The 22,897-nt window shown below is 62.3% G+C and carries 14 protein-coding genes and 1 pseudogene; 4 read left to right on the forward strand and 11 right to left on the reverse strand.

Features of this window, described 5'->3' with window-relative positions; translation table 11 throughout:
• Window positions 1-89: 89 nt before the first annotated feature.
• Together CEK65_RS01410 and CEK65_RS20910 are read right to left on the reverse strand one after the other, a co-directional pair.
• On the reverse strand, window positions 90-824 hold the full coding sequence (locus CEK65_RS01410) for a hypothetical protein (RefSeq protein ID WP_193314656.1): 735 nt from the start codon (window positions 822-824) through the stop codon (window positions 90-92).
• 100 nt (window positions 825-924) lie between these two features.
• On the reverse strand, window positions 925-1,101 hold the full coding sequence (locus CEK65_RS20910; RefSeq protein WP_017916390.1) for a hypothetical protein: 177 nt from the start codon (window positions 1,099-1,101) through the stop codon (window positions 925-927).
• On the opposite strand from CEK65_RS20910, the gene CEK65_RS01415 reads away from it, so the two are divergent.
• A complete protein-coding gene (locus tag CEK65_RS01415) occupies window positions 1,100-1,288 on the forward strand; it encodes a hypothetical protein (RefSeq protein WP_223875653.1) in 189 nt (62 codons plus the stop codon). The genes CEK65_RS20910 and CEK65_RS01415 overlap by 2 nt on opposite strands.
• 82 nt (window positions 1,289-1,370) lie before the next feature.
• Here the strand turns inward: CEK65_RS01415 and CEK65_RS01420 are convergent, their stop codons facing one another.
• The 3 genes from CEK65_RS01420 to CEK65_RS21090 form a co-directional block, all read right to left on the reverse strand.
• Window positions 1,371-2,609 (reverse strand): EAL domain-containing protein, encoded by a 1,239-nt coding sequence (locus CEK65_RS01420; protein WP_152180526.1) that lies wholly within the window; start codon window positions 2,607-2,609, stop codon window positions 1,371-1,373.
• A 383-nt stretch (window positions 2,610-2,992) separates the two neighbouring features.
• On the reverse strand, window positions 2,993-3,655 hold the full coding sequence (locus tag CEK65_RS01425; protein ID WP_043094427.1) for a CPBP family intramembrane glutamic endopeptidase: 663 nt from the start codon (window positions 3,653-3,655) through the stop codon (window positions 2,993-2,995).
• Window positions 3,656-3,834: 179 nt separating this feature from the next.
• Complete coding sequence (locus CEK65_RS21090; RefSeq protein WP_226980435.1) at window positions 3,835-5,166, reverse strand: pyridoxamine 5'-phosphate oxidase family protein; 1,332 nt, start codon at window positions 5,164-5,166, stop codon at window positions 3,835-3,837.
• 144 nt (window positions 5,167-5,310) lie between these two features.
• Between CEK65_RS21090 and CEK65_RS01435 the strand changes: the two genes are divergently transcribed.
• Window positions 5,311-5,943 carry an SMI1/KNR4 family protein gene (locus tag CEK65_RS01435; RefSeq protein ID WP_152180527.1) on the forward strand — a complete coding sequence of 211 codons (633 nt, stop codon included), beginning with the start codon at window positions 5,311-5,313 and terminating at the stop codon, window positions 5,941-5,943.
• Between the two features lie 247 nt (window positions 5,944-6,190).
• A pseudogene (locus tag CEK65_RS21095) lies at window positions 6,191-6,900 on the forward strand (IS481 family transposase); the annotation flags it as partial.
• Between the two features lie 27 nt (window positions 6,901-6,927).
• On the opposite strand, the gene CEK65_RS01440 reads toward CEK65_RS21095, so the two are convergent.
• The 4 genes from CEK65_RS01440 to CEK65_RS01460 form a co-directional block, all read right to left on the reverse strand.
• Window positions 6,928-7,296 carry a hypothetical protein gene (locus tag CEK65_RS01440; protein ID WP_152180528.1) on the reverse strand — a complete coding sequence of 123 codons (369 nt, stop codon included), beginning with the start codon at window positions 7,294-7,296 and terminating at the stop codon, window positions 6,928-6,930.
• 656 nt (window positions 7,297-7,952) lie between these two features.
• A complete protein-coding gene (locus CEK65_RS01450) occupies window positions 7,953-8,399 on the reverse strand; it encodes a hypothetical protein (protein ID WP_152180530.1) in 447 nt (148 codons plus the stop codon).
• A 6-nt stretch (window positions 8,400-8,405) separates the two neighbouring features.
• Complete coding sequence (locus CEK65_RS01455; protein WP_226980436.1) at window positions 8,406-13,814, reverse strand: RHS repeat-associated core domain-containing protein; 5,409 nt, start codon at window positions 13,812-13,814, stop codon at window positions 8,406-8,408.
• Window positions 13,815-13,879: 65 nt separating this feature from the next.
• Window positions 13,880-19,558, reverse strand: a complete 5,679-nt coding sequence (locus CEK65_RS01460; protein WP_226980439.1) for an IPT/TIG domain-containing protein — start codon at window positions 19,556-19,558, stop codon at window positions 13,880-13,882.
• Between the two features lie 130 nt (window positions 19,559-19,688).
• Here CEK65_RS01460 and CEK65_RS01465 point away from each other — a divergent pair, with 130 nt between their 5' ends.
• Complete coding sequence (locus CEK65_RS01465; RefSeq protein ID WP_152180533.1) at window positions 19,689-20,786, forward strand: cytochrome c peroxidase; 1,098 nt, start codon at window positions 19,689-19,691, stop codon at window positions 20,784-20,786.
• Here CEK65_RS01465 and CEK65_RS01470 read toward each other — a convergent pair.
• Both CEK65_RS01470 and CEK65_RS01475 read right to left on the reverse strand, forming a co-directional pair.
• Window positions 20,705-21,142 carry a hypothetical protein gene (locus CEK65_RS01470; RefSeq protein ID WP_152180534.1) on the reverse strand — a complete coding sequence of 146 codons (438 nt, stop codon included), beginning with the start codon at window positions 21,140-21,142 and terminating at the stop codon, window positions 20,705-20,707. The two genes, CEK65_RS01465 and CEK65_RS01470, sit on opposite strands and share 82 nt — an antisense overlap.
• Before the next feature lie 1,083 nt (window positions 21,143-22,225).
• Complete coding sequence (locus CEK65_RS01475; RefSeq protein WP_152180535.1) at window positions 22,226-22,630, reverse strand: H-NS family nucleoid-associated regulatory protein; 405 nt, start codon at window positions 22,628-22,630, stop codon at window positions 22,226-22,228.
• Window positions 22,631-22,897 lie beyond the last annotated feature (267 nt).

Genomic DNA, 22,897 nt, shown 5'->3' on the forward strand with positions numbered 1-22,897 from the left:
AGCACACCCACGGCCACCGCGCCGCCTCTCGCAGCGGCGGACGGCCCCGGTGCAGCGGCCATCGGCGCGCCGCACCGACACAGCGTCTGTCAGCGCCTGGCCGCCTCGCACAGCTTGCGGTTGAACCAGGTGGACTTGGCGATCGGCAGGTAGGCATCCCAGTCGCTGGGCGGCAGCATGGTGCTCTGCTTTTCCAGTTCCGCCTGGAACGAGGCCTCGTCGCGGCTGCGGCCGGCCAGGGTGCCGTCCAACGCCGCCAGGCATTCCTGCGGCCGGCCCAGGCGCAGCAACGTGATGGCGCGGTCGTTGGCGAAGCGGTCGCGATCGAGCCAGTTGAGGAAGCCGCCACACTCGCCTGCGAACGCCTGCATGCCGGCAAGCGCCTTGTCGTAGCGCTTGCCGCGATAGTCCTGCAGATACGCCTCGCGCCGCCGGCTGCTGGCCGCGGCGGTGCAGCCGGCCGGCAACTGCAGGTAGTCGCCCTCGAAGCTGGCGCGCATGCCGCAATAGTCGCGGCAGCTTTCCTCGGTCAGCGCGGCCACGTTGAACCCGCCTGGCACCGGCTTGAAGGCGAGCTTGCACGGCACGTCGCCGGCATCGTTCACCTCCGCCTTGTCGCCCTGCAGCGTGCCCGACAGCGAGCAGGTGTGGCCGTTGGCGCCGACCGACAACAGGTCGAACTGTCGTACGCCGCCCTTGTCGGTGACGCGCATGCTGCCCCAGCCTTCCTTGGTGCTGTATTCGCCGGGTGCGGGGCCGGCCGCCGCCGCGGCGAACGCCACCAGCCCCACCAGCATCGCGCTCCATCCGTATCGCCGTGCCATCGCCTGTTCCTGCCTTCGATCTGAGCCGGCAAGTGTGCGGCATCGCCGCGGCGACGGACCAGTCCCGATGTCGCATCCCGACAGCAACGGCCTATGCGACTCAGCGCAGCGGTACGCGCGAGCGGAACTCGGAAAGAAACAGGCCGCGGAGCCACCGGTGCGCCGCATCGTGCTCCAGGCGCGGATGCCACAACATCGATACGGTGATGGGCTCGGTGACCACCGGCAGCGCGAACGTGCAAGCAGGCTCGCGCAGCATGTCGGGCTGCGCCGCCATGAACGAGGCCGGCACCAATGCGATCAAGTCCGAGCCGCCCGGCTGGGTGCGCACCGACATGGGCGGGCCGCAGGCGCGCCTGTCCATCGACGACAGCATCCCGCCCCTGCTCGACACCATCGATGCCGCCCATGGCCGCGGTGGCCTGCACTACCTGGATTACCTGGGCCGCGTGGTGCCGTGGTAGAGGACGCCGCGTGATCGGCCGCAGGCCTGCATCGGCCAAGTCGTCCATCGATCGCGCTGCGCCCGCAACGACGCCCCGCGGCTCAGCCGGCGTCGGACAGCGCCAGGGCCAGCGCCGCATCCTCCGACAGCGGCCGTGACAGGAAATACCCCTGCACCAGATCGACCTGCAGCTCGCGCAGCGCGTCCAGTTCCTGCGCCGTCTCCACACCTTCGGCCACCACCCGCGTGCCGATCTCGTGGGCGAAGTTGGTCAGCCCCTTGGCCAGCGCGCGGCGGCTGCGGTCGGAATGGATGCACTGGGTGATGCTCATGTCGAGCTTGATGACGTCCGGCTGCAACTGCAGGATGTGGCGCATGCTGGCGTAGCCGGCGCCGGCATCGTCCACCGCCACCTGCGCGCCGCGCTCGCGCAGCGGCGCCAGCGCCTGCGCCAGCGCCTGGTAGTTGCGCACGATGGCGTGCTCGGTGATCTCCAGGATCAGGCGCGTCACCTCGGTGTCGTCGCCGAGCAGCCCCGCCAGGGACGCGGACATGATCAGTTCCGGCGACATGTTCACGCTGAGCCGGTACTGCGGCGGGAAGCGCCGCAGATACGCCAGCGCCTTGGCCAGCACGTGCAGCTCCAGGCGGATGCCGACGCCGGCCAGCTCGGCCTGCTGGAACCACTGCGCAGGCCCACGCTGCGGCACGACGTCGAAACGCGACAGGCACTCGAACCCATGCAGGCGCAGCCCCTGCAGCGCGAACACCGGCTGGAACACGATGCGCGGCGCACCCGCCGCCAGCGCGCCGTCGATCTCGTCGATCATCGCCTGCAGTTCCAGCTTGTGCGCCTCCACCTCGTGCAGGCGCAGCGCGAAGATCTCGGCGAACGCACGCAACATGCCGATGTCGCGCTCGCCCAGGTCGTGCCGCGGCAGGAAACTGAAACAGCACAACGTGCCGTAGATGCGCCCGCCCACCTGGATCGGCACGCTCATGTGCGCGCCGATCGGAATCTGCCACGTCGCCGGGATGCACTGCGCCGCCGGCACCAGGGAGGTATCCGGAATGAGCTGCGGCAACTCGCCGCGGACCACGCCCATGCAGTAGCCGTCGGCGAACGGCAGGATCTGGCCTTCGTGGATCGGCCCGTCGGGCGGCCCGTCCACGTGATCCAGCACGCGGTCGGTCTCCCGGAACCGCGAGAGGAACGCCACGTCCATGCCCAGGTGCAGGCGCACCACGCGCAGGCAGCGACGCAGTTCGCGGTCGCTGATCTCTCCCGACAGCAGCTCGAACAACGGATGAGGTTCTGGCAGATCCTCGGTCGACGCCATCCCGCTTCTCCCCTGAAAGCGTTGCGACCCGCGCGGCGCGCGCCGCACACGGCGCTGCGCCGTGACCGACGTGATCGAGCAGCGGGAACCCCGGACCTTCCCCCGTTTGTCCAGCGGGCGACACGTCCTTGTCATTCGACTGTAAGCCGTGGCGTACGGCGGCGAAAGCGCCGACGTGTTCAGGAATGTAGCTGTCTACGCCAGCGACCGCCTCGGTGAGTCCGCCGCCGCGAATTCAGCCAACGGGCGGGCGACCACCGGCACCGGAGTGATCAGGCATGGTGGCCGACGCCGTGTCGTCGATGGAATGGGCGGCCGGGCTCGCGCATGCCGACGCTTCGACCAGCCGGCGCACGCCCGCCTGCCGGCGCGCGCCCAGCGCATCAGACGTAGACCATCAATCCCAGCAAATCCAGCGCGGCATGCGCCACGATCGCCGGCCACAGCCGCCCGGTGCGCGCCACCCACCAGCCCAGGATCAGCCCTATCACCACGATGGCGATGGTGCCGACCGGCCCCTGATAGAGGTGGTACGACGCGCGGATCGCCACGCTCACGTTCACCGCGAACGCCGGGCTGTGCCGCCGCTCCAGCGCGCGGATCACGTAGGCGCAGACGAACACTTCCTCGAAGATCGGATTGAGCAGCGAGACCAGCACCACCACGCCCGCCGACAGCGGCCCGGCCACCATCGCGTCCATCGACGGATTCACCTCCGCCGCCACGCTGTCGTTCAACAGATTCAACGGATAGGTCGCCACCAGACAGGCGGCCAACAGCGCCAGGCCAACGCCGATGTCGCGCGCCTGCCACTGCAGCCCCAGCGCCTGCGGCGTCCAGCCGCGGAACCACAGCGTCGGCAGCAACAACGCCAGCACCAGCAGCTCGTAGAACACCATGCCCCACAGGTTCGCGTCGGAAAACGACGGCTCCACCACCGGCGCCAGCACCGCCAGCGCACTCCAATAGATCGGCAACCCGAATGCCACCGCCACCACCAGCAGCAACTCGCCCCAACCGCCTGAGGGTTCCCCACGTTCCCGCATCCACACTCCCCTGTCGTTCGCTGCGCGCCGGACCGGCGTCGCCGCCGCTTTCCACCAGGGGCGCACCGTAGCAGGGTGGCATGACCAAGGACATCGGTGGCGGCGTCACACGACGGCGTGCAGTTCAACCCGGCGCAGCGTGATGCGCGCGGCGCGACGCGCATACCAATCCAGTCAAGCTAGTACAGCGCGTCCCGGGTGCGCTGCGGCAACTCCCGGTCGTAGGTCTCGGCGTCGAACGCGCCATCGGCCAGGTGTGCGTGCATGGTGCCGGGGCTGGGCAGGCGATCGCGCGGCAGGTGCCGCGTCGGATCCCACAGCTGCGAGCGCACGAACGCCTTGGCACAATGGAAATACGCCGCTTCGATATGCACCACGATCACGCTGCGCGGCAAGCGCTCGCCGACCGCGAACCGCGCCAGCAGGTCCGGATCGACGCGGATCTCGGCGCGACCGTTCACGCGCAAGGTCTCTCCGATGCCGGGAATCAGGAACAACAGCGATAGCCGCGGATCCTGCAGCAGGTTGCGCAGGGTATCGACGCGGTTGTTGCCCGGCCGATCCGGCAGCGCCAGCGTGCGCGCATCCAGCACCTGCACAAATCCCGGCGCATCGCCGCGCGGCGAGCAGTCCAGCCCCTCGTCGCCGGCCGAGGCCAGCACCACGAACGGCGACGCGTGCACGAACGCTTGGTAGTCGGCGTTCAGGTGGTCGAGTTGCTTGCGCACCGCGCGCTCGACGGGTTGGCCATACAGGGCTTCGAGGGTGTCGAGATTGGTGACGCGATGCGGTTCGGGTGGCTCCTGCGGCGAGGTGGGCGATGCCGTCTCAATTGGCACGTCCGCCTTGGCTGCGCCGGTATTTGCGATCGCAGCAGCAAGCACGCTCTCATATAGGTGCAGACGCAGACGGAAATTAGCGCACAACCAGCTGACCATCCATAGCATGGCCGCGAACATCGCCAGAACTGACAACCACGCAGGCAAGGCCAGCAGATCGTGCCAGTTGCGCAAGACGACGAGCAGCGACAAGCACAGAGGTAGCAGCCCCAGCTTATCCATACCTCCGACAAACAGACCAAGCTTGGCAGCTAGACGTTCCTGTGCCATCTTCGCGTAACGCAATTGGTCCTCCAGCACGTCGCGTGGATACAAAAGCAACCACTGAACTAGCTGACGCAGTTCGCCGACATCATGATCGTGCTGCAAGATCCACTGCCGGCGAGAATTGGAGAACTCGCAAATGATCAGCCATACGGTGCGAATAAAATAAGGTGTAAAGGCGACTGTCAGCGCCAATCCCACCCGCGATAGGCTCACCATCCACAGCTGCGGCGCGAGCCAAATCAACAGCAGCGAAGGCAGCAGCGCGAGCATGGAACCCACCCAACCCACCGCATTGAGCACCCGCATCCAGCGCGGCGTCGACAACGCAGAGACTGGTTCTTCCGGCATAGCCTCGATCTTCTGCTCCAACAGCGCGAATGTCAGCGGAGGCATGATGGCATTCATGACAGCGATCTCGTAAGGTTGAACGTGAAACGCCGACTACTACAGCGTTACCACATCATTTTTGTTGTGCCGATGGAGTTCTACTGCGCAAGCAGACTTGTCCCGCATTAATATGTAGATATTGAATTTAACCTGGCGAATGAAATGCTTGAGCGAATCCGCGATCACTTGAGAGTTATTGCACCAGAAGTGGAGAAGGCACTACTTCCGGCAGCCAACGAACTAGAGATCAACGCACTAAAATCAGCGTTGGGGCGCCCATTGCCTGAGGATCTCGTGGCAGTCTATCGCGAAAGTGCAGGCTTGAATCCTGATGCCACAGCAAATTTCGCTCTAGGATTCTCTTTCATGGATGTGGCAACGGTGACTTTCGAGGTCGAAAGAATCTCCTGCAACGACGATGCAGGAGCTTCTGCCCAATTCGCGGACAAGGGAATCCGCCCTGTGCTGAAACTCGGAAAGGATCGCTTAGTGATTGGAAGCGACTTTTCCCATTGCCGCCTTTGTGTTGACCTGTCTCCTGAAGAGAACGGCACCTATGGCCAGGTCATATTTATAGATCAAGAATGGGGAATAGCCCTTCTATTAGCGCGTTCGATGAATGACTTTCTTCGAAAGTTCGAGCAGGACCTGTCCATGGGGAAATACAGTCTGGCGCAGGATGCTCTGGATGACGGCGTCCAGTGGCTAAGTGCGACAAGAGACATCGATGTTGGCAACTGGTACAACTCGCCAACTTGGTCGTATGTCGACCATCCCCACATTCGAAGGACATAGTTCAGCAACTTGCAGCGTTAGCAGATCGCCGTGCCAGTGTGGGTTTGACTCAAAGGGACTACTAACCAGCCACGCGGCCAAGGCTTTGAACTAGCGTGGATAGCCTGTCCGCTAGCAAAGGAGAGACGTAAGGCGATAGTTTCGGAGGGGAGGATAGCCACAAGGCGCTAGCTCCACCAAAGCCAAAAAAATACTATGTGTACCAGGGACTTGGGTCATATGTAGTCCCGGATTCTGATGGTGCATCATCAGTTCTGAGCCGTCAGGAGAGGATGCCCTATGGGAAGTTCTTCACGGTAGCGCCCGCACGACGCAGTGTCCTCGAGCTGAGCTCAAAGCGTCGAAAGAAATCACCGGGTCCCTTGCCGCCCGCCACGGCCTGAACCCCAAGACGGTGACCAGGTGGCGTAAGCGGACCACGACGACCGATGCGCCGATGGGACCTAAGTCTCCGAGGAGCACGTTGCTGACGCCGGCCGAAGAAGGCATCGTGGTGGTGGCCTTCTGGCAGGAAACGCTGCTGCCTCGACACTGTCTTGGGCTGCCCGCGAGAAGCCATCACCAACCTCAGCCGCAGCGCCCTTGCGTCGCTGTATTCAGCGGCACGACGTTTTTGGCTGCCGGCCCAGGAGACCAAGGCCCAACGCAAGCGGCTCAACACCTACGAGATCGGCTATGTCCACACCGACAGCCGCGAGCTGTCACCACACCGACGGCGAACTGGTGATGTTCTTCGCCATCGAGTTGGTGTCGAAGTTCACCTAGATCGAGTTCCAAGACTGGGCCGGGAAGACGGAGGTGCGACCTTCCTCAAGGCCGTGGCCGAGGTCTTCCCCTAGAAGATGCAGACCATGCTGACCGACGACGACATGGCCCTCGCCGACCTGCCCAAGAACCGCAGGACCCAGCCGCCGTTTCCTCAGCCCGCATATCTCCGACCGCATCTGCGTCGCCAACATCCACACACAGTAGCGCTCGGAGGAATCACCATTCCGGATGATAACGATCCTTGTACTCGTCCTGGATTAACCCACGGTTCACGTAACGATCATTAGCGGCCCCGAATTTCTCTTCCGCGAAGGACATAGCGCCTTCGATCGAATCAAATACCCATTCATCTCCAAATGGGAGGTCGGGATCTAACGCCTCAAACTCGTATACATCAATAAATTCTGGGTTTCCGCCATCAAACACCTCACAAAAACGGACTTTCCAGCCACCTGATCTATTCTTCTCAATAGAAATATAACGAATTACGAGTTGATTCATCTCGTGCCGCTCAGGCAACAACTGCTCAACCTCACGGCCAGCGGCGAGATTGGTTCTCACATCCAGATTGGTTAGGTAACGCATCTATCCTCCAAGAGGGGCAAATACCCGCTCGATCACAGAAGAGACAGCACCGCCTTACTTATCACTGGATCTACTCAGAAAAAACGGAATTTTTTCTGCGACGCAAATTTGATTGAGCGCCTTCTCAAGCTGTTCATATTTCTCTTGCTCCGCCATTAAAATTTCAATTCCTTGATCAATGCCTAGCTTTTTTGCGCATCAACAGAAAGCAAAAGCTCAAGACTCCCACCATCAAATGAGACTTTTCAATCCGCGATAGCATGACTCAGACTCACCTCCAATCTAAAGATGTGAATGATCCATTCAGATCTTATAAACCTCACCCTGCAACTCGCCGCCAGCATTTTTCGCAATATAAATGAATAAATAAAAGAAACAATATTCAGTAACTTGGTCGCACCTTTAAACGGAGCCCTAGTGCATTACTGGAATCACTGCAGCATTTACTTCGATAAACACGCGCAACAGCCAACTAATATCCTTAGCCTGAGACTATGCATCTAGACCATTTAATCCCCAGTGACTTGGATCACCTGATTGAACTGGATCATCCTGCCATTGAAATACTGGACAAATCTCATATTGCCCGGGTTCCTCAATCGTTAGATTTCCGCAGCATGGACATGGCATCGAGGAAAGTCCGATCTCAATTGCGTTCATTGCTCAACCTCTTCGCCCGACGCATAACGCCAAGGTCCTGACGTCTGGCCGTCATAGCGCCCTTCAATTCCCTCGAGCCATTTCTCTAGATCGTTGAGAAACCGAGCATGATCAAAGTCCTTGAACTTTCGTTTGTTCAACTGTTCTGACAGCTGCTGAAGAAGCTCACGAGAAACGTAGTGCATTTTCTCCTTCATCGAAAGCGGGACGATGATTGGCAGATCCAACATGACGTCGGTATAAAACTCCGCGCTTTTAGAAGAAAACCGAACTCTTCGTTTAAATTTTATGGACGGATCGCGGCACATGAAAAGTAGAGACACCGTGGTCACCTCACTGCCGTAAGATCGATGGATAAAATCCTCTGCATTGCGCGCATAGTGACTTTTGATCCTATCGATCCGCGCCTCCCAGTCGTAGTCGGCCGTAAAATCTAGCTTCATCGCAACCTACCTTCTGACCTTATTTCCTGGCGGGAGTTGACCATTCTGTAAATGGAAGTTATCGATCTTCATTTGCTCAAGCATCAGCGCTTGGGTCCTAGTGCCGTCAAACTCCTTCGCCATATCGACGCCACCGGTTCCAATGCCTTGCAGATATTGCTTAGGATACCTTTTATTCGGATTCTGAGTCGTACCAAATTTCCACACTTCACCTTCGGATAGCCAGACTTGCGAAGTTGGACTCTTACTCCCCCTCGTCATAACAGGATACCAGCCATCCGCTTTTGCTCGAAGCGAATATTGATAGACCTTCTTTGAGCCAGAGCCGTATCCCCCCCCTGGTGCCACAAGGCCCACACCGAATCCAATCGCAGCGATCACCTTGGCTTCGGTGGTTTCGCAGGGATCGAGTAGTGTTCTCCCCGTGTCGTATGCGTCGTACAGGGAAATTGCGACTTCAATTCCACCCCAGATCAGTGGAAGTAATACAAACCACGCAATGTGCCCCGAAGAATCGTTGTAGCTGATCGGGTTGCCCAGCGCGTAGGCATAGAAGTTCGCATCGCCGGAGGCGAAGCCGTAGGAGTCCTCGCTGATGAAGCGGCCCATGTCCGGGCTGTAGTAGCGCGCCCGATAGTAGTACAGCCCGCTTTGGTCCTGCTCTCTGCCGGTGTAGCGGTAAGGATTGGTGGACCCGCTTGGTGCGTTCTGCAATTGCCCGTAGGGCGTGTAGTCGTAGCGCTCGACAAGATCGCCGGACGCGTTGGTCAGCCCGCGCGTGCTGCCCAACTGGTCGGTCAGGTAGTAGGTTCGACCGCCGGCGCCGTTGCGAGCGAAACGTTGATCGACCCCGAGTCCGCTCAGGATCGGATTGGCGCTGTTGCCAACCGCTTCCTGCACCGCGTTCTGGCCGTCGTACAGGTACTGGGTGGCAACGCCTCCTTCGGTGCGTGCGACCCGCCGGCCGAGCGGGTCATAGCCGAATGCAGCGATGGTGGTAGTCCCTTCGCGGATTTCCACCAACTGGTTGCGAACGTTCCACACATAGCTGCGGGCCCCATCGCTGACGAGGTTGCCGTTGTCGTCGTAGGTCAGCGTGCGACCGTTGTGCGTCAGCTGGCGATTGGCGTCGTCGAAGCTACTTGTGCCCGTCGTCGCCATCGGCAAGACCTGGCTGGCAAAGCTGCCGCTCTGGCTGACGACCTGTCCGTTGCCGTCATAGTCGAAACCCAAGGCACCGATCGCCGGCTTGCTGGGTTTCTGCCAGGCCAGGCTGGTCAGCTGGTTGCCTTCATCGTAGCCGTGTACGGCCTCGACGCCATTGGGCAGCGTCAACGTCCCCAGACGGTCCACATCGTCGTAAGCGAACTGGACCCGCTCCATCCCTTGGTCCAGTTGCCGCAGGCGGTCGCCATCGTCATAGGTGTAGATGACCTGGGCCTGCGCGCCTGCACGCATTTCCTTGCGACGCCCGGCGCCATCGTAGGCGTACGCGACGGTTCCCTGCGGACCGGATTCGGCAATGACCGCGTCGAAGTCGTCGTAGTCCCAGTTCAGCGTGCCGACCGCGCCCGTGTCCGTCAGCGCCCGCAGACGATTGCCGGCGTCGTAGGTATAGGCGGCCTTGGTACCATCCTGGAAGGTGGTGGTCTTCGGTCGTCCCAACACGTCGTAGGTGTTGATGACGGTGCGCTGCATCCTGTCGACGTGGCTGGTGACGCGATCGGCCAGGTCGTATCCCCACTGCTCGACCTTTCCAGCCGCGTCGGTACGGGTCACCGGGCGGTCGCGGCTATCGTAGGTGTAGGTGATGCCATTGCCGTTGGGCAGCAGCACGGCGGCGACATTGCCGTTGGCATCGAAGCCATACTCCAATGCCGTGCCATGCGCGTCGATCAGCTTCTTGACCCGCCCCATCACGTCGTACTCGCGGCGGACGAGGTTGCCCTGCGGGTCCTCCGTTGCGATCACGCGTCCCAGCGAGTCGATGCGATAGTTGGTGCGACGCCCCAGGGGATCGGTGACCCCGACCAGGTCGAATCCGTCGTAGTGTAGCTGTAGTGTCCGTTGCAGCGGATCGGTGGCGCTGATCATCTGGCCAGCGGCATTGCAGCGATAGAGCGCGGTTCGATTGAGCGTATCGGTCACCGAGCTCAGGCAGCGGTTCTGGTAGCCCAGCCGCGTGACCCTGTTCAGTGGGTCGGTGATGGAGGTCAGGTCGCCATCGGCGTTGTACGTCATGCTGACGGTCCGGGCCTTCGCCGTGCCCGCCATCGCTACGATCTGTGTGGTCTGGCCGTCCGCGTTGTAGCTGTACTCGGTCTTTCGTCCCAGCGGGTCTGTACTGCGAATCAGCTGGCCGTTGCTGTTGCGCTCGTAGGTGAAGGTCTGCGCCTCCGCAGTCCCATACGCCAATGTCTCCGACACCGGGTAAGGCGTGCCATCGGCGAATACGATCCTGCGCTTGCTGCCATCGACCTCGGTCACCAGCGTGCCGGTCACCCCGTTGTCGACGTGGGCGTAGTCGATGCTGATCTCGCCACCATCGGCCTGGGTCTGCTTGATCACCCGCCCGGTCGAGACGCCATTGACCGTCTCGAAGTGGTTGAGCAGCAGGCGATGCCCGCGCTGGTTCGTGATCGACTCGATGCGGTGCTGAGCCAGGGTCCCGTTCTGAACACGCGTCTGGAATGCGTACTGACGGGACGTCGCATCCGGGTATGTTGTCTTCGAGAGTAAGCCGTTGCTGTCGTAGCTGTACGACCACTCGCGGCCGGTATGGTCGCGCAGGGTCTTGATGCGGTTGCTGCCGTCGTAGGCAATGGCGACGGAGCGGCCGCTGGGCGAGATGATCTCCGACACCAGGCCCGCGTTGTAGAGCAGCGACGTCCGGTTGCCGTGACGATCCTCGATCCAGCGCACGCGGATGTCGTTCCAACTGGAGAACTGCATCCGGGAACCGTCACGCAGGGTCAGCAGGAACGCACGCCCCCAGGGCTGGGTGGGATCCGAGTCGTAGACGGTCTTGATCAGCGCGCCGGCGAAGCGAGTGTTGGAGCCGGCTTGCCGCCACTCGCCCTGGTTGCCAGTGCCGGAAATCCTGTCGAACCGCAACGATGCGCCGTTGGGCTGCACCAGTTCCAGGACGTCGTAGTTGTCGGTGCTGGGGCGATTGAGGGTGTAGCCCCAGTTCCACGACATGCCAATGCCGAAGACGCCCCGCTTGAGGTCGTTGGGCCGATAGTTGCGCCCCACGGTGATGGGCACGATATCGTCGATGGAAAGATCGGTCTCGGCGTGGGTGAACTCGCCGGTCCTCAGGTCGATCGGATCGCCGGCGACGGCAGCATCGCCGCTGCAACCGCATTGCCCGGAGTTGTCCGCGGCCAGGTTGGGTTCGCTGGCGCCGTTTCCCCCAGGAACGCTGTACATGCCGCCCATGGTTTCGTGCAGGGCGACGCCCTGCTCCGGCACGAAATGGCGTCCGTCCTTTGAGACCGTGCCGCGCCCGTACACCCGCCAGCCATCGGTTGGATCGTAGATCCAGAAGTCGGCCTCGGTTCCCTTCTTGTAATTGTCGTAGTTCGGATAATAGACACGGATGCCGTTGCGCGCGTCGGGATCCAGCCCGCGTACCTGAGACGCGCCGGGCTCGACCGTGAACGCCATGGGATGGTTTTCCATCACCGGGAACGGCGCCCTGTTGACCGGCGTCGGCACGATCGCGATCTCGTTGACCAGCCGCCCCTTGCGGTCATGAATGACCGTGCCTTTGGGGATGTGCAGCTCCAGCCCCGGGATGTCCGGATGGCCGATGACCAGGTCCTGCTTCAGCGGGGACGCGATGCGTACCTTGTCCCGCGCGCTGATCTTGGGCAGGTGCATCAGGTACGGCAGTTCGTTGAGGCGACCGGGCTTGATATCCACGCCGACCACGAACTGCCCATACTGGTCGGCACCGACATTGGCGGTGCTGCCGTCGACGTACAGTTCCTGATGCCCCTTGGGCAGGTCGAACAGCGCGAACCAGCCATCGGCATTGGTGCGGGTCGTGATGCTGCCGATGCTGACCTCGACATTGGCGACCGGCATCTGGTCCACGCGGACCACGCGGCCGCGCAGCGCGGTCAGTTGGTAACGCGCGGCCATGACGGCCGAGTACTCGGCCCGCTCGACGCGCTGCTCATCGCTGTAGATGCGCCACCGGCTATCGGTGTTGTCACGGCCGGGGTACCAGATGCCGCTGTCGACAAAGCCGTGTGCCCGACAGGGCTGAGCGGCGCTTCCCGCCTGATCGCAGCCGCTCTGGTGACGCACATCCCCGGTGATGACACGCTCGCTCACTGGATCGAGAGCGGTGTCGGTGGCGTCGGTCGTGCTTCCCGCGGCGTCAAGGGCGGCGGTGCCGAAATCGATCGCCACCAGCGGCTGTTGCCTTCCCTCCCGGGTACGCACACCGTCAACCATGAGGGTGTAGTGGGAGGCGGGGAATAGCGACCGTTTCGGCGAGACGAACAGCAGGCGGCCGCCCTCGGCCGGCATGATCTCGACGGGCGCGACGCCGCCCGGGCCGATCAGGGTGACCGATGACGCGGACAGATCGGCCACGTTGACCGGTTGCGCGAAGCGCACCGACAGGCGCTGTGCGGGCAGCACGTCCTTGCTACCCTGGGCCGGGATCGAGCCTGCCAAGCCGGCCGGACGACGGTCATGCTGCGCAAGCGCATTGGAGAAACGCCCGTCGACCTGGCTGTAGACCAGATCCGTCTCCTGGCGTGTTCCGTGGCGATCGATGCCACCGGCGATGCGCACCTGTCCGTCGCTCTGCAGCAGTGCCGTATGCCCACGGCGCGCGACGCTGGTCTCGTCGGCAAGCGCCAACGCACGGTTGCTGCGCTCGTCCCAAAGTTCGGCAGGCATGCCCGCCGACGCGGTGTCGCCGCCGGCGAACAGGACGCTGCCATCCGTCAGCACCGTTGCGGTGTGGCCTGCACGCGCAGACAGGGTCAAATCGCTGGCGATCGAAAGCGTGTCCAGCGCAGGGTCGTACCAGAGTCCATCGCGTCGCAAGACACCGTTCCCATCGGTACCGCCCCAGATCAGCACACGGCCACTCGGCAGTAGCGTCAGGCTGGGGTTGATGCGCGCTTCCGGCAGGTCCAAGGCCTTCGAAGGCGCCTTGCTCGCATCCTCCTTTTGAAGCTGCGTGCCGGCGGCGTTCAGCCGCAGCCAGCGGCCATCCTTCAGCTGGGTGCGCTGCTCTCGTGGCGCCAATGGCCGCAGCACGTCGTCGACGGCACTGTCCACCGCGCTGGCCTGGGCGGACGGCAACAAGCCCCCGTCCAGGTGCCACAGCGAACCGGCCATCGACAACGCCCCCAGCAGCACGCCCATCGCAAAGAGCTTGGGGCGCATGCCACTGACTGCCTGGACCTTGGAGATTCCATTCTTCATAGTCGTGATCTCTTCGCTGACGGCGCTTAGGGCGAGGTCGAGACGGAAACGGTCGCGCTGGCCGACCGGCCAAAATCCGGATCGGCCAGAATCCAGTACGTTCCGGCTTCCGGCAGCGTCAGGTTCAAGCTGGCTGCTGTGGTTGGGTTGGTGGTGCCGATCGCGTAACCGCGACGCCGGTCACTGGGCTTGAATACGCGGTAGACGACGCGGCCACCCGCAGGTTGCGTGGCTTGCGCGGCAACCTGCAGGGTCACCTTCTCCCCTTGGGATCCGGCGAAGGTCAGCAAGCCATCCTGGCCACGGCGCGAGAGCTCAACGTGAGCCGCCACACCGCGTTGCAGGTCAGCTCGCATATTGGAGGACAACGTTGCAGTGAACTGCATGGTCTGTCCGTTCGTGTCAGGCTGCACCAAGATGCTGTAGTCGCCGGCAACGCTGTTGTAGAAATCGATGTCGCAGCCACCGTCACTCACATAGCAGTAGGACGTGTCGGCGACGCTGGTGCCATTGGGTGCATAGGCGTACACCCGCACGTAGCTGCCTTCGTTCAGGCTCAGGCCGCTGATGGCAAAGCCCAGGTGACTGCCGGCCGTCGCAGGGAACCGGAAGTGCGCCGATTGCCCTTGTTTGGTCGAGGCGAACTGAGTTGGCGAGCCATCCTGCACAAGCGGGTTCGCGCTCCCGGTGGACAAGGTCACCTGAGCGTTAGTGGTTGCGCCTGTGTCAGGGTCCACCCAAAGCCAGTAGGTCCCCGACTCCGGAAGGATCAGGTTGGTCGATCCCCCTGTCGTGGCTGCAATGACGTCGAGTTCGTAGGAGCGTCGGCGCTCACTGGGCTTGTAGATGCGATAGCGGACTGTCTTCGCCGCGGGAACGGTGGATTGGCCGGCGACAAGCAGTGCCACCGATTCCCCGGCATTGCCGGTGAAGGTCACGACCGCATCCTTGCCGCGACGATCCAGTTGCAGGTTCAGCGGCACGTCGCTTGCCAGTGCCGGGGCGGCGCTACTGCTCAAGCCAGCTTTGAATTGCATGGTCTGACCGGCTTCCGCGGCGGACACGATGATGCTGTATGTCCCGGCTACAGGGTTGTAGATATCGATGTCGCAACCACCGTCGGCCACATAACAATAGGATGTATCGGCGATGCTGTTCCCATTGGGTGCATATGCAGAGATCCGCACATGGTTGTTCGCGCTGACGGCCAGATCGCTGACAGCGAATCCCAGGTGTTGGCCTGCTGTCGCATTGAAGCGGAAATGCGCTGATTGTCCGGGCTGCGTGGAGGCGAACTGGGCCACCGCACCATCGCGCTCCATGCCACTGACGGTACCGGTGGACAAGGTGACGTGCGAGCGGCTGGTGGCGCCTTTGACCGGATCCGCCCAGATCCAATAGGTTCCCGTTTCCGGCAACACCATGTTCACCGATCCGCCTGTCTCGGCGTTGAAAGAGTAAATGTAGTAGCCGGACCGGCGATCGCCTGGCTTGAAGACCCGATAGGTCACCTGGCGATCTCCAGGCACGGTCGTCTGGCCAGCGACCAGGAAAGCGAGATTCTCGCCCTGGGTGCCGTTGAACGTCATCAAGCCATCCTGGCCGCGGCGCGTCAGATCGAGCACAGCCGGAACATCGCGCTCCAGGGCGACACCCGCGCTGGACGAGAGCGTCGCATTGAACTGCATCGCCTGATCGCCGTGCTCGGGCACGACCATGACGCTGTAGGTGCCGGTGACGGGGTTATAGATGTCGATGTCGCAGCCGCCATCGGCGACATAACAGTACGAGTCGTCCTGGATGTTGTTGCCATTCGGCGCATAGGCGTAAATGCGCACCAGCGTTCCACTGCTCACCACCAGGTCGCTCAGGCCGAAGCCGAGGTGCTGGCCGGCTGTTGCGTTGAAGCGGAAGTAGGCGGTCTGACCAGGCAGGACAGTCTCCACTCCTACCGAGCCGCCGTTCTGGTTCAGCCCGCCGGCTGTACCGCTGGAAAGCGTGATCTGTGCACTTACGGCAGCACCGTAGTCGGGATCGGCCCATATCCAGTAGGTACCGGTCTCGGGCAGCGACATATTGACCGCCCCCCCGTTCTGGGGAAAGACTTCGGCAACGTGGTAGCCACGCCGGCGTTCGCTCGGCTTGAAGATCCGGTAGCGCACCGTATTGCCAGCAGGAGCGCTTGCTTGACCGGCGATCTGCAAACCGACGGTGTCACCTTGATTACCGCTGAAGGTCAGCATTCCATCCTGGCCCCGCCGCGAAAGCTGCAGCATGGCGGGGGTGTCCAGCGCCAGCTCAGCGGGAGCACTGCTGGACAGCGTAGCGGTGAACTGTATGCGCTGCCCAGCCACCGATGGCACGACCACCACGCTATAGCTGCCGGCGACAGGGTTGTAGATATCCACGTCGCAGCCACCGCGCTCCACGTAGCAGTACGAGTCGTCCTCGATGCTGTTGCCGTTCGGCCCATAGGCGTAGATCCGCACATAGGTTCCGTCGGAGACGCTCAGGTCGCTGACCGCAAAGCCCATGTGCTGCCCGGCGATCGCGTTGAAACTATAGTGGGCCGTCTGCCCTGGTTGGTCGGCGGCGAATGCCACAGACGCGCCATCCCGCACCAATCCGCTGGTGGTTCCCGTGGACAAGGTGATCCTCGCCGCCGCGGCTGCGCCAAACTGAGGATCGGCATATACCCAATACTCGCCATTCTCCGGCAATCGAATGTTGAGGGCGCCGCCGGTCTCCGGCGCGATGCTCGCGATGTGATAGCTGCTGCGGCGTTCGCTGGGCTTGTAGACCCGGTAGGTCACGGTCCTACCCGCGGGCAGGCTCGACTGGCCGGCGATCTGCAGCGCCACCGTTTCGCCGGCGAGCCCATTGAAGGTCATCAGCGCGTCCTGGCCACGCCGGTCCAGGCTCAGATTGAAGGGAACATCGCGGGACAGCGTCGCGCGCAACGCAGAGGACAGCGTCGCCCTGAACTTCATCGTCTGCGTGCTGCTCACCGGCCGCATCACGATGCTGTAGGTACCGCTGACCGGGTTGTAGAGCTGGACGTCGCAGCCGCCGTTGCTCACGTAGCAGTACGTCTCGTTTCCAACGCTGGCGCCGCTCGGCGTATAGGCGTAGATGCGTACGTAAGTGCCACTGTTCACGCTCAAGTGGCTGATGCCGAACCCGAGATGTTTACCGGCAACCGCGTTGATGGCGAAGGACACGTCCTTGCCTGCGGCGCCCTCATACTCGCCGATGCTGCCATCCAGTTCCATTTGCCCCAGCACGCCCGCCTCGAGAGTCAGCGTCGCGGTCGTGGTCGCACCGTTCTCGGGGTCGACGAAGATCTGATAGGTCCCGGCGACGCTGGTGTCGATCAGCAGGGTCTTGTCGCCTGCGGCGTAGCCGGAAGTGACGGTCACACCATCAGGACGGAGTGCACGGAAGTACACGCCGGCGGCGGACGGCTGCGTGGTCTGGCCGGTGATCTTGAGTGCGACGACTTCATTTGCAGCGGCGGTGAATGCCAGGCGCGCATTTTTTCCATGGCGCGGCAAGTTCAGAGAGGTCGGGTTTGCCCTGGCCATGTTCATGGCGACATCACGGGAGACCGTGGCGTCGAACTGCATGGTCTGCGCCGGATCCAGCGGCACCACCTCCACGCCGTGCACGCCGCCCTCCAGCGAAGACAGATTGAGATCGCAGCCAGCATTTGCTGCATGGCAGGTGGTATTGGCCAGCAGCATGCCGTTGGGGCGGTATATGTTCACGGCCGCGCCGCTGCCGTTGGCGATCGTCAGGCCGCTGATGCCCAGGCCAAGGGAGTCGCCGGACGATGCCGTGATCTGGAAGTAGGCTGCCTCACCCGCACGTGCTGCGACGTGTGTCGATGTGGCGCCGTCGATGACGGGACTTCCCTCGTTGCCACGCAGCAGCACCTCCGTGGCGAGTGTTTCACCGTATCCGGCATCGACGAAGACCTCATAGGTCCCTGTAACCGGGAGTGCGAGGTTCAACACCAGCCCGCTCGAAGCTGCGACGGACTTCCAGAGCGTGCCGTCCGGACGGTTGACGCGGTAATAGACGCTGCGGCCGGAAGGAAGGGTGGCCTGTCCGGCGACCAGCAGGCCGAGCACTTCGCCCGCGGTTCCGGTGAAGCGCAGCCTGGCGTTCTGGCCTGCACGCGCAAGGGAAAGAGCCAGTGGCGTACCGCGCGCCAGGGTGTGTTGCGCATCGGTCGATAGAACCGCCTGGAACGCAAGAAGGCGGGTTCCAGAAGCGGCGGGGGTGATTAGAACCGCATGTCTACCCGTATTCAATGCGGAAAGATTGAGACTGCATCCATTGTTCGCTTGCGTGCACTGCTGGAAACCCGCCTGGCCTCCATCTGGCCCCTGCACGGTCACCGTCGCCGAGCCCCACGCCGGAGGCCCGGTCTTTTCCGCCAATCCCATGCCAAGCGGCAACCCCTTGCTTGCATCGAACACCAGCCGGCGACTCTGCCCTGCGATGCTGGTGCTCACATCCTGAGCGGCGCCGTCGATGTTCAGGACGGCGGATCGCTCGAGTTGCAACTTCCACGTCAGCGGGCCTGCCTTGGGGGTCAACACCAGCAGATGGGTCCCGGTCGACTTCAGTGCGGGCATATGGAAGCTCGGCGCATTGGCCGAGACCGTCCCCGCGGCGAGGCGCTTGTTGCCGATGCCATACAGGGCATAGTTCAGTTCGCTGGCCAGTTCGGAGAACTGCGCACTGATGTAGTCGCCGCCTTGCGCGTCGAACAGGATCGCCACGCTTTGCCCGGCGGACGCCGTCGAAAGATCGTTGAGTTGCCCGTCGACGGCCAGTCGCTTCGCCGTAGCAATGGCCTCGTCGTCGACTCCCGCAGGCACGACAAGCACGTCGTCTGCGCTGACAGCGCTGCCGTAGGGGGTGGTGACCCTGATCCGGCCACTGCTCGCGCCGCCAGGAACTTCGGCCTGCAGCGTCGTGTTGCTGGCCTGGCCAAGGACCAGTGGTGCCAGGCCAAGGCGCGCGCTGGTCTGCCCATCGAGCGGCAGCAGCGACTGTCCGCTGATGGTGAGGGCAGCGCCGACCGAGGCGATGTGCGGGCTCACGGCGGTGATGAGTGGCGCACGCGGCTGGGCGTCGACCACGAACGGGACGTCGCTGCTGGCCGTCTGAGTGCCCACGGTAACGGTCAACACGCCCGTGGTGGCGGCGGATGGGACGATGGTGGTCAGGCTGCTGGTGCTGGCGGCCACCACGTCGGCGACCACCCCATTGAAGCGAACGACGTTCTGCGCCGCGGTTGCACTGAAGCCCTGCCCTTTCAGCGTGACCCTGTCGCCGGCGCCGCCGTGGCGCGGGGCAAAATCGAAAATGGCGAGCGCACCCGATGGCAGACGCTGCACGCGCGTGATGTTGCCCAAGCCATCGTAGTGGTAGCGGGCGGTATCCCCGACGTCATTGGTGACCGCGATCAGCCGCCCGTTGGCGTCATAGACATAGGCGGCGGCCAACGCCGATTCGCTGCCGACGAGCAGCGCGACGAACCCGGCAATGCGTAGCCCGATGCGGCGCGCAAGGCCGAGATCGGCGGTGGAAATCCCGAGAAGCGAATAGAGCCAACCTGCACGCCTTACGACGCGGTCTTGCGGAACGTCCATATCCTTTGGCCCCATCTGCTTGTGCGCACTGTTGAGCATCAGCACGTAGGCCAGCTTGCGTGGCCAGGCATGCCTTCCGTTGGCAGTTTTTCAGCTTCATCATTTGTTGCATAATGTGATCGTGCATGTCAAGCAATGACATAAAACAGCGACGGAGCGCACGCACAGCATGAAAATACGACATTTTCTTGTCATTTCCGCTGCCGTTTTCGCCACCGTTGGGTTGGCGGGATGCGAACAGGGCGCGCGAGTTCCGGCAGCACAGGGCGACGCGGACAGGATCGCGCTGGGGCGCGACCTCTTCCTCGATCGCAGCTTGAGCGCGGATGGCGCAGTCAGTTGTGCGGACTGCCACATCCCGGCGAAGTCGTTCACCGATGGCCGCAAGGTCTCGCTCGGCGTGCACGGCAATGCAGGCACGCGCAACGCGCCTGACCTGGCCGATGCCGGCGTCTACTCCACGCTGTTCTGGGACGGCCGCGAGCACGACCTCAGCGTGGTGGCGCTGCAGGCGTTCACCAATCCGCGGGAGATGGGGTTGGCGAACATGGAGACGCTGCTGGCGCGCATCAACGCGCAGCCGCACTATGCCAAGTATGCGGATGGAAATCGACTGGACCAATCGGCGGTGGCGGACGGTCTAACGCATTATCTGCGCTCAATGCCCCGCCAGCCGACGCGCTACGACCGCAGCATCGACGAGCCGTCGCTACTTGATGCAGACGAGCGTGCCGGCCTCGCACTCTTCACTGGCAAGGCGGCCTGTGCGGAATGCCACCAGCTTGCCGGCAGTCCAGTTACCTTGACCGACCAGAAGTTCCATCATGCCGGCGTCGGTTTTGAACAGATCGCCGGCGATGTCACTGCGCTGCTGGAACGGTTGGAGCAGGCCAGGCGCACGAATCAGCCACTGGGCGCATTGGTGTTGTCCGATCGAGAGGTCGCCGAATCGGGGCGCTTCGCGGCGACGCGCAAGCCAGCCGACCTGGGCGCGTTCCGCACTCCCAGTTTGCGCAATGTCGCGCTTACCGCGCCGTACATGCACGATGGAAGTGTGGCCACGCTGGACAAGGCGGTGGAGCGCGAAATCTACTACCGCAGCCTTGGACGCGGTCGGCCCGTGAACCTGACGGTGACCGAGCAGAGGCAACTGACAGCCTTCTTGCGCGCCCTTTCCACCGAGGATCAGCTTGCCGGCCCCGGTGCGGAAACATCGATATCGCGGGTACCCAGCAAGGAGCCGCCCAGACTGACTTCGAGCAGGTAACGCCCAGGCTCCCATTCCCGGCGATCCTTTGGGTTCAGAGTCAAGGTGGCGCGCCGGTCGGTGACGGCGCCGGACCCTGTGGACACCACCTGGCCGGTCGCCAGGTTGATGAATCGCGCTTCGATCGCGCCGGCATCTGTCGGCGGAGCCGAATTCAATGCGATCTCGATGGTCAGCGCATCCAGCACAGTGATCGGCTGCGCAAGAACGCCATCCGGCGCCTTGTTGCTACCAACTGTCAGCGACTGCAGCGAGATGGAAGCAGCTGCCGGCTGTGCGTGCGGCTTGCCGGCGCGATCGCAGGCAACTGCCGCAACCAGTATCAGAAACAGTATAGGGAGAGTGCGTGTCTTCATCGAGCGCTATGCCTTTCCATGACTGAGCTGGCTCGAGTATGGCACTGCGGACGCCCGTATGCGATGACGGGAAACCATGCGAGGAAATGCTCATCACCCACCGGCCTTGATCCGGCGCCCCCGATTCGCCGTTCGTCGCTTCTCAATGCCGGTAGGCGTCGGCCACAAAGTCGATGAACATGGCCGCCGCTGCGACCGCTAGCTGGGCGTGGCGCTGCACGCCGCGATGTCCAAATGATCACGAGACTCGTAGGCTAGGCCACTCTTCCATATCAGCCAAACCTGCTAATTCGGGTAGCGTGACAGGTCTTGAGGCAAGTGCCTCAGCAGCTGCCAATTCGCGACTTGTGTCATCCCAGGCGTACTTGACTCGCCAGTTACTTGTGGGGCGATAGAAGTTATCTTGCCCTAGATCGATGAAGCCAGTTGAAAGCAGATAGGAGCCCAGCTTTGGGTTTTGTACCGATTGGACGTATATCGCATGCCAAGGAACAAGTTGATCGGCCAAGTCCAGGAAGCACTTAAACCAGCCATTTCCCCGCAGCTTTGGCGCGAGAAAGACGCTGGCAACGTCCAAGGTCGTTGCGTCCCTTCCAACAAGTGGAAGGGACCAGCATGTTGACCGACGAATATACGGGTTGTAGCCCCGCTTTCTAAGATCAATGCAGCGCGAAATTTTCCATCATCTACGAGCTGCACCCATGCAAAGAACTGCAGCTCAACGGAAGGAAGACGACGAATAGCCGTTTCGTTTTTCCAAGTATCATCCGATACATTGATCACTTCGCCCCCCGCAAATGTATTACTGTGAAGTATCGTTCAATCCCCTAGAATTACGCTCGGACGCCCCAGCAGTCGTGGATCAACAACTCCAAGACGGCATCACCATCACGCCGATCCGGTCCTCATTTTCGCACAGGAACTCCGCGTGACGAAGCTGGCTACCTCGTATGGAACGATGACCTCGTGGGCCTTGTTGGGCCAATGCAAGCAACCCGAATGTACACGCGTGCTGGCGTACGAAAGAAGGCTCGAGATCAGCGCGGAAGCGTTGATGGATCTGGAACGCATCCTCACCAACGCCTAGCCCGGATACTTCGGGAACTTCTCGTCCGGGTGATTGGCCTTCCATTGCTTGTAGGCAGCGGTGCCCTCCCACGCCGTGAAGGCACGCGGGGGACGACCCCGGCCGCTCCATGTCTCATGGGTATGAGGCAGCCAATACTTGGGGGCGACTTCCTTCCTGGCCGGGGCGGGAGCGGCCTTGCGGCCACGGCCCGGGCTGCTGGCGCCAACGGCCACCGCCAGTTCGGCCTTCTGCTTCGGAGTGAAGTACTCGCCGTATAGGCTCAGCAAGCCCGTGATTTCCGCGACTGCCGCGGAGGCCTGTTCTTGGCGGAGCGCCGCTTCCTGCTCTTCCAGCTTGCGGAGTTCCCCTTCGATCTTGGCCTTGGCGGAAACAATCGACTCCAGGGTCTTCTTACTCATTCAGCTAATGCTCTCTTATAAATACGGGGTTTATCCCGAGACTCCAAGAGTCTAATGGAATTGGCTACTAGCCCCTCAATGACTGCGCTCAACTTTGGCTAGCATTGAGCGCACGCAGGCATCATTCCTTGGTCGTGGCGCACGGTAGTCACTGTTCTTCTACCGAATGGCCGTAGCTGGTGAGTGAAGCTGGCAAAGATTCCGCGTGGGGCAAGTGATGTCTTTCGATGCAGCAATTAGCTCCCGCGAAATATCTTCCCCTCCTAG

The organism is Xanthomonas sp. LMG 12459, assembly GCF_009192905.1.
GTDB lineage: Bacteria > Pseudomonadota > Gammaproteobacteria > Xanthomonadales > Xanthomonadaceae > Xanthomonas_A > Xanthomonas_A sontii.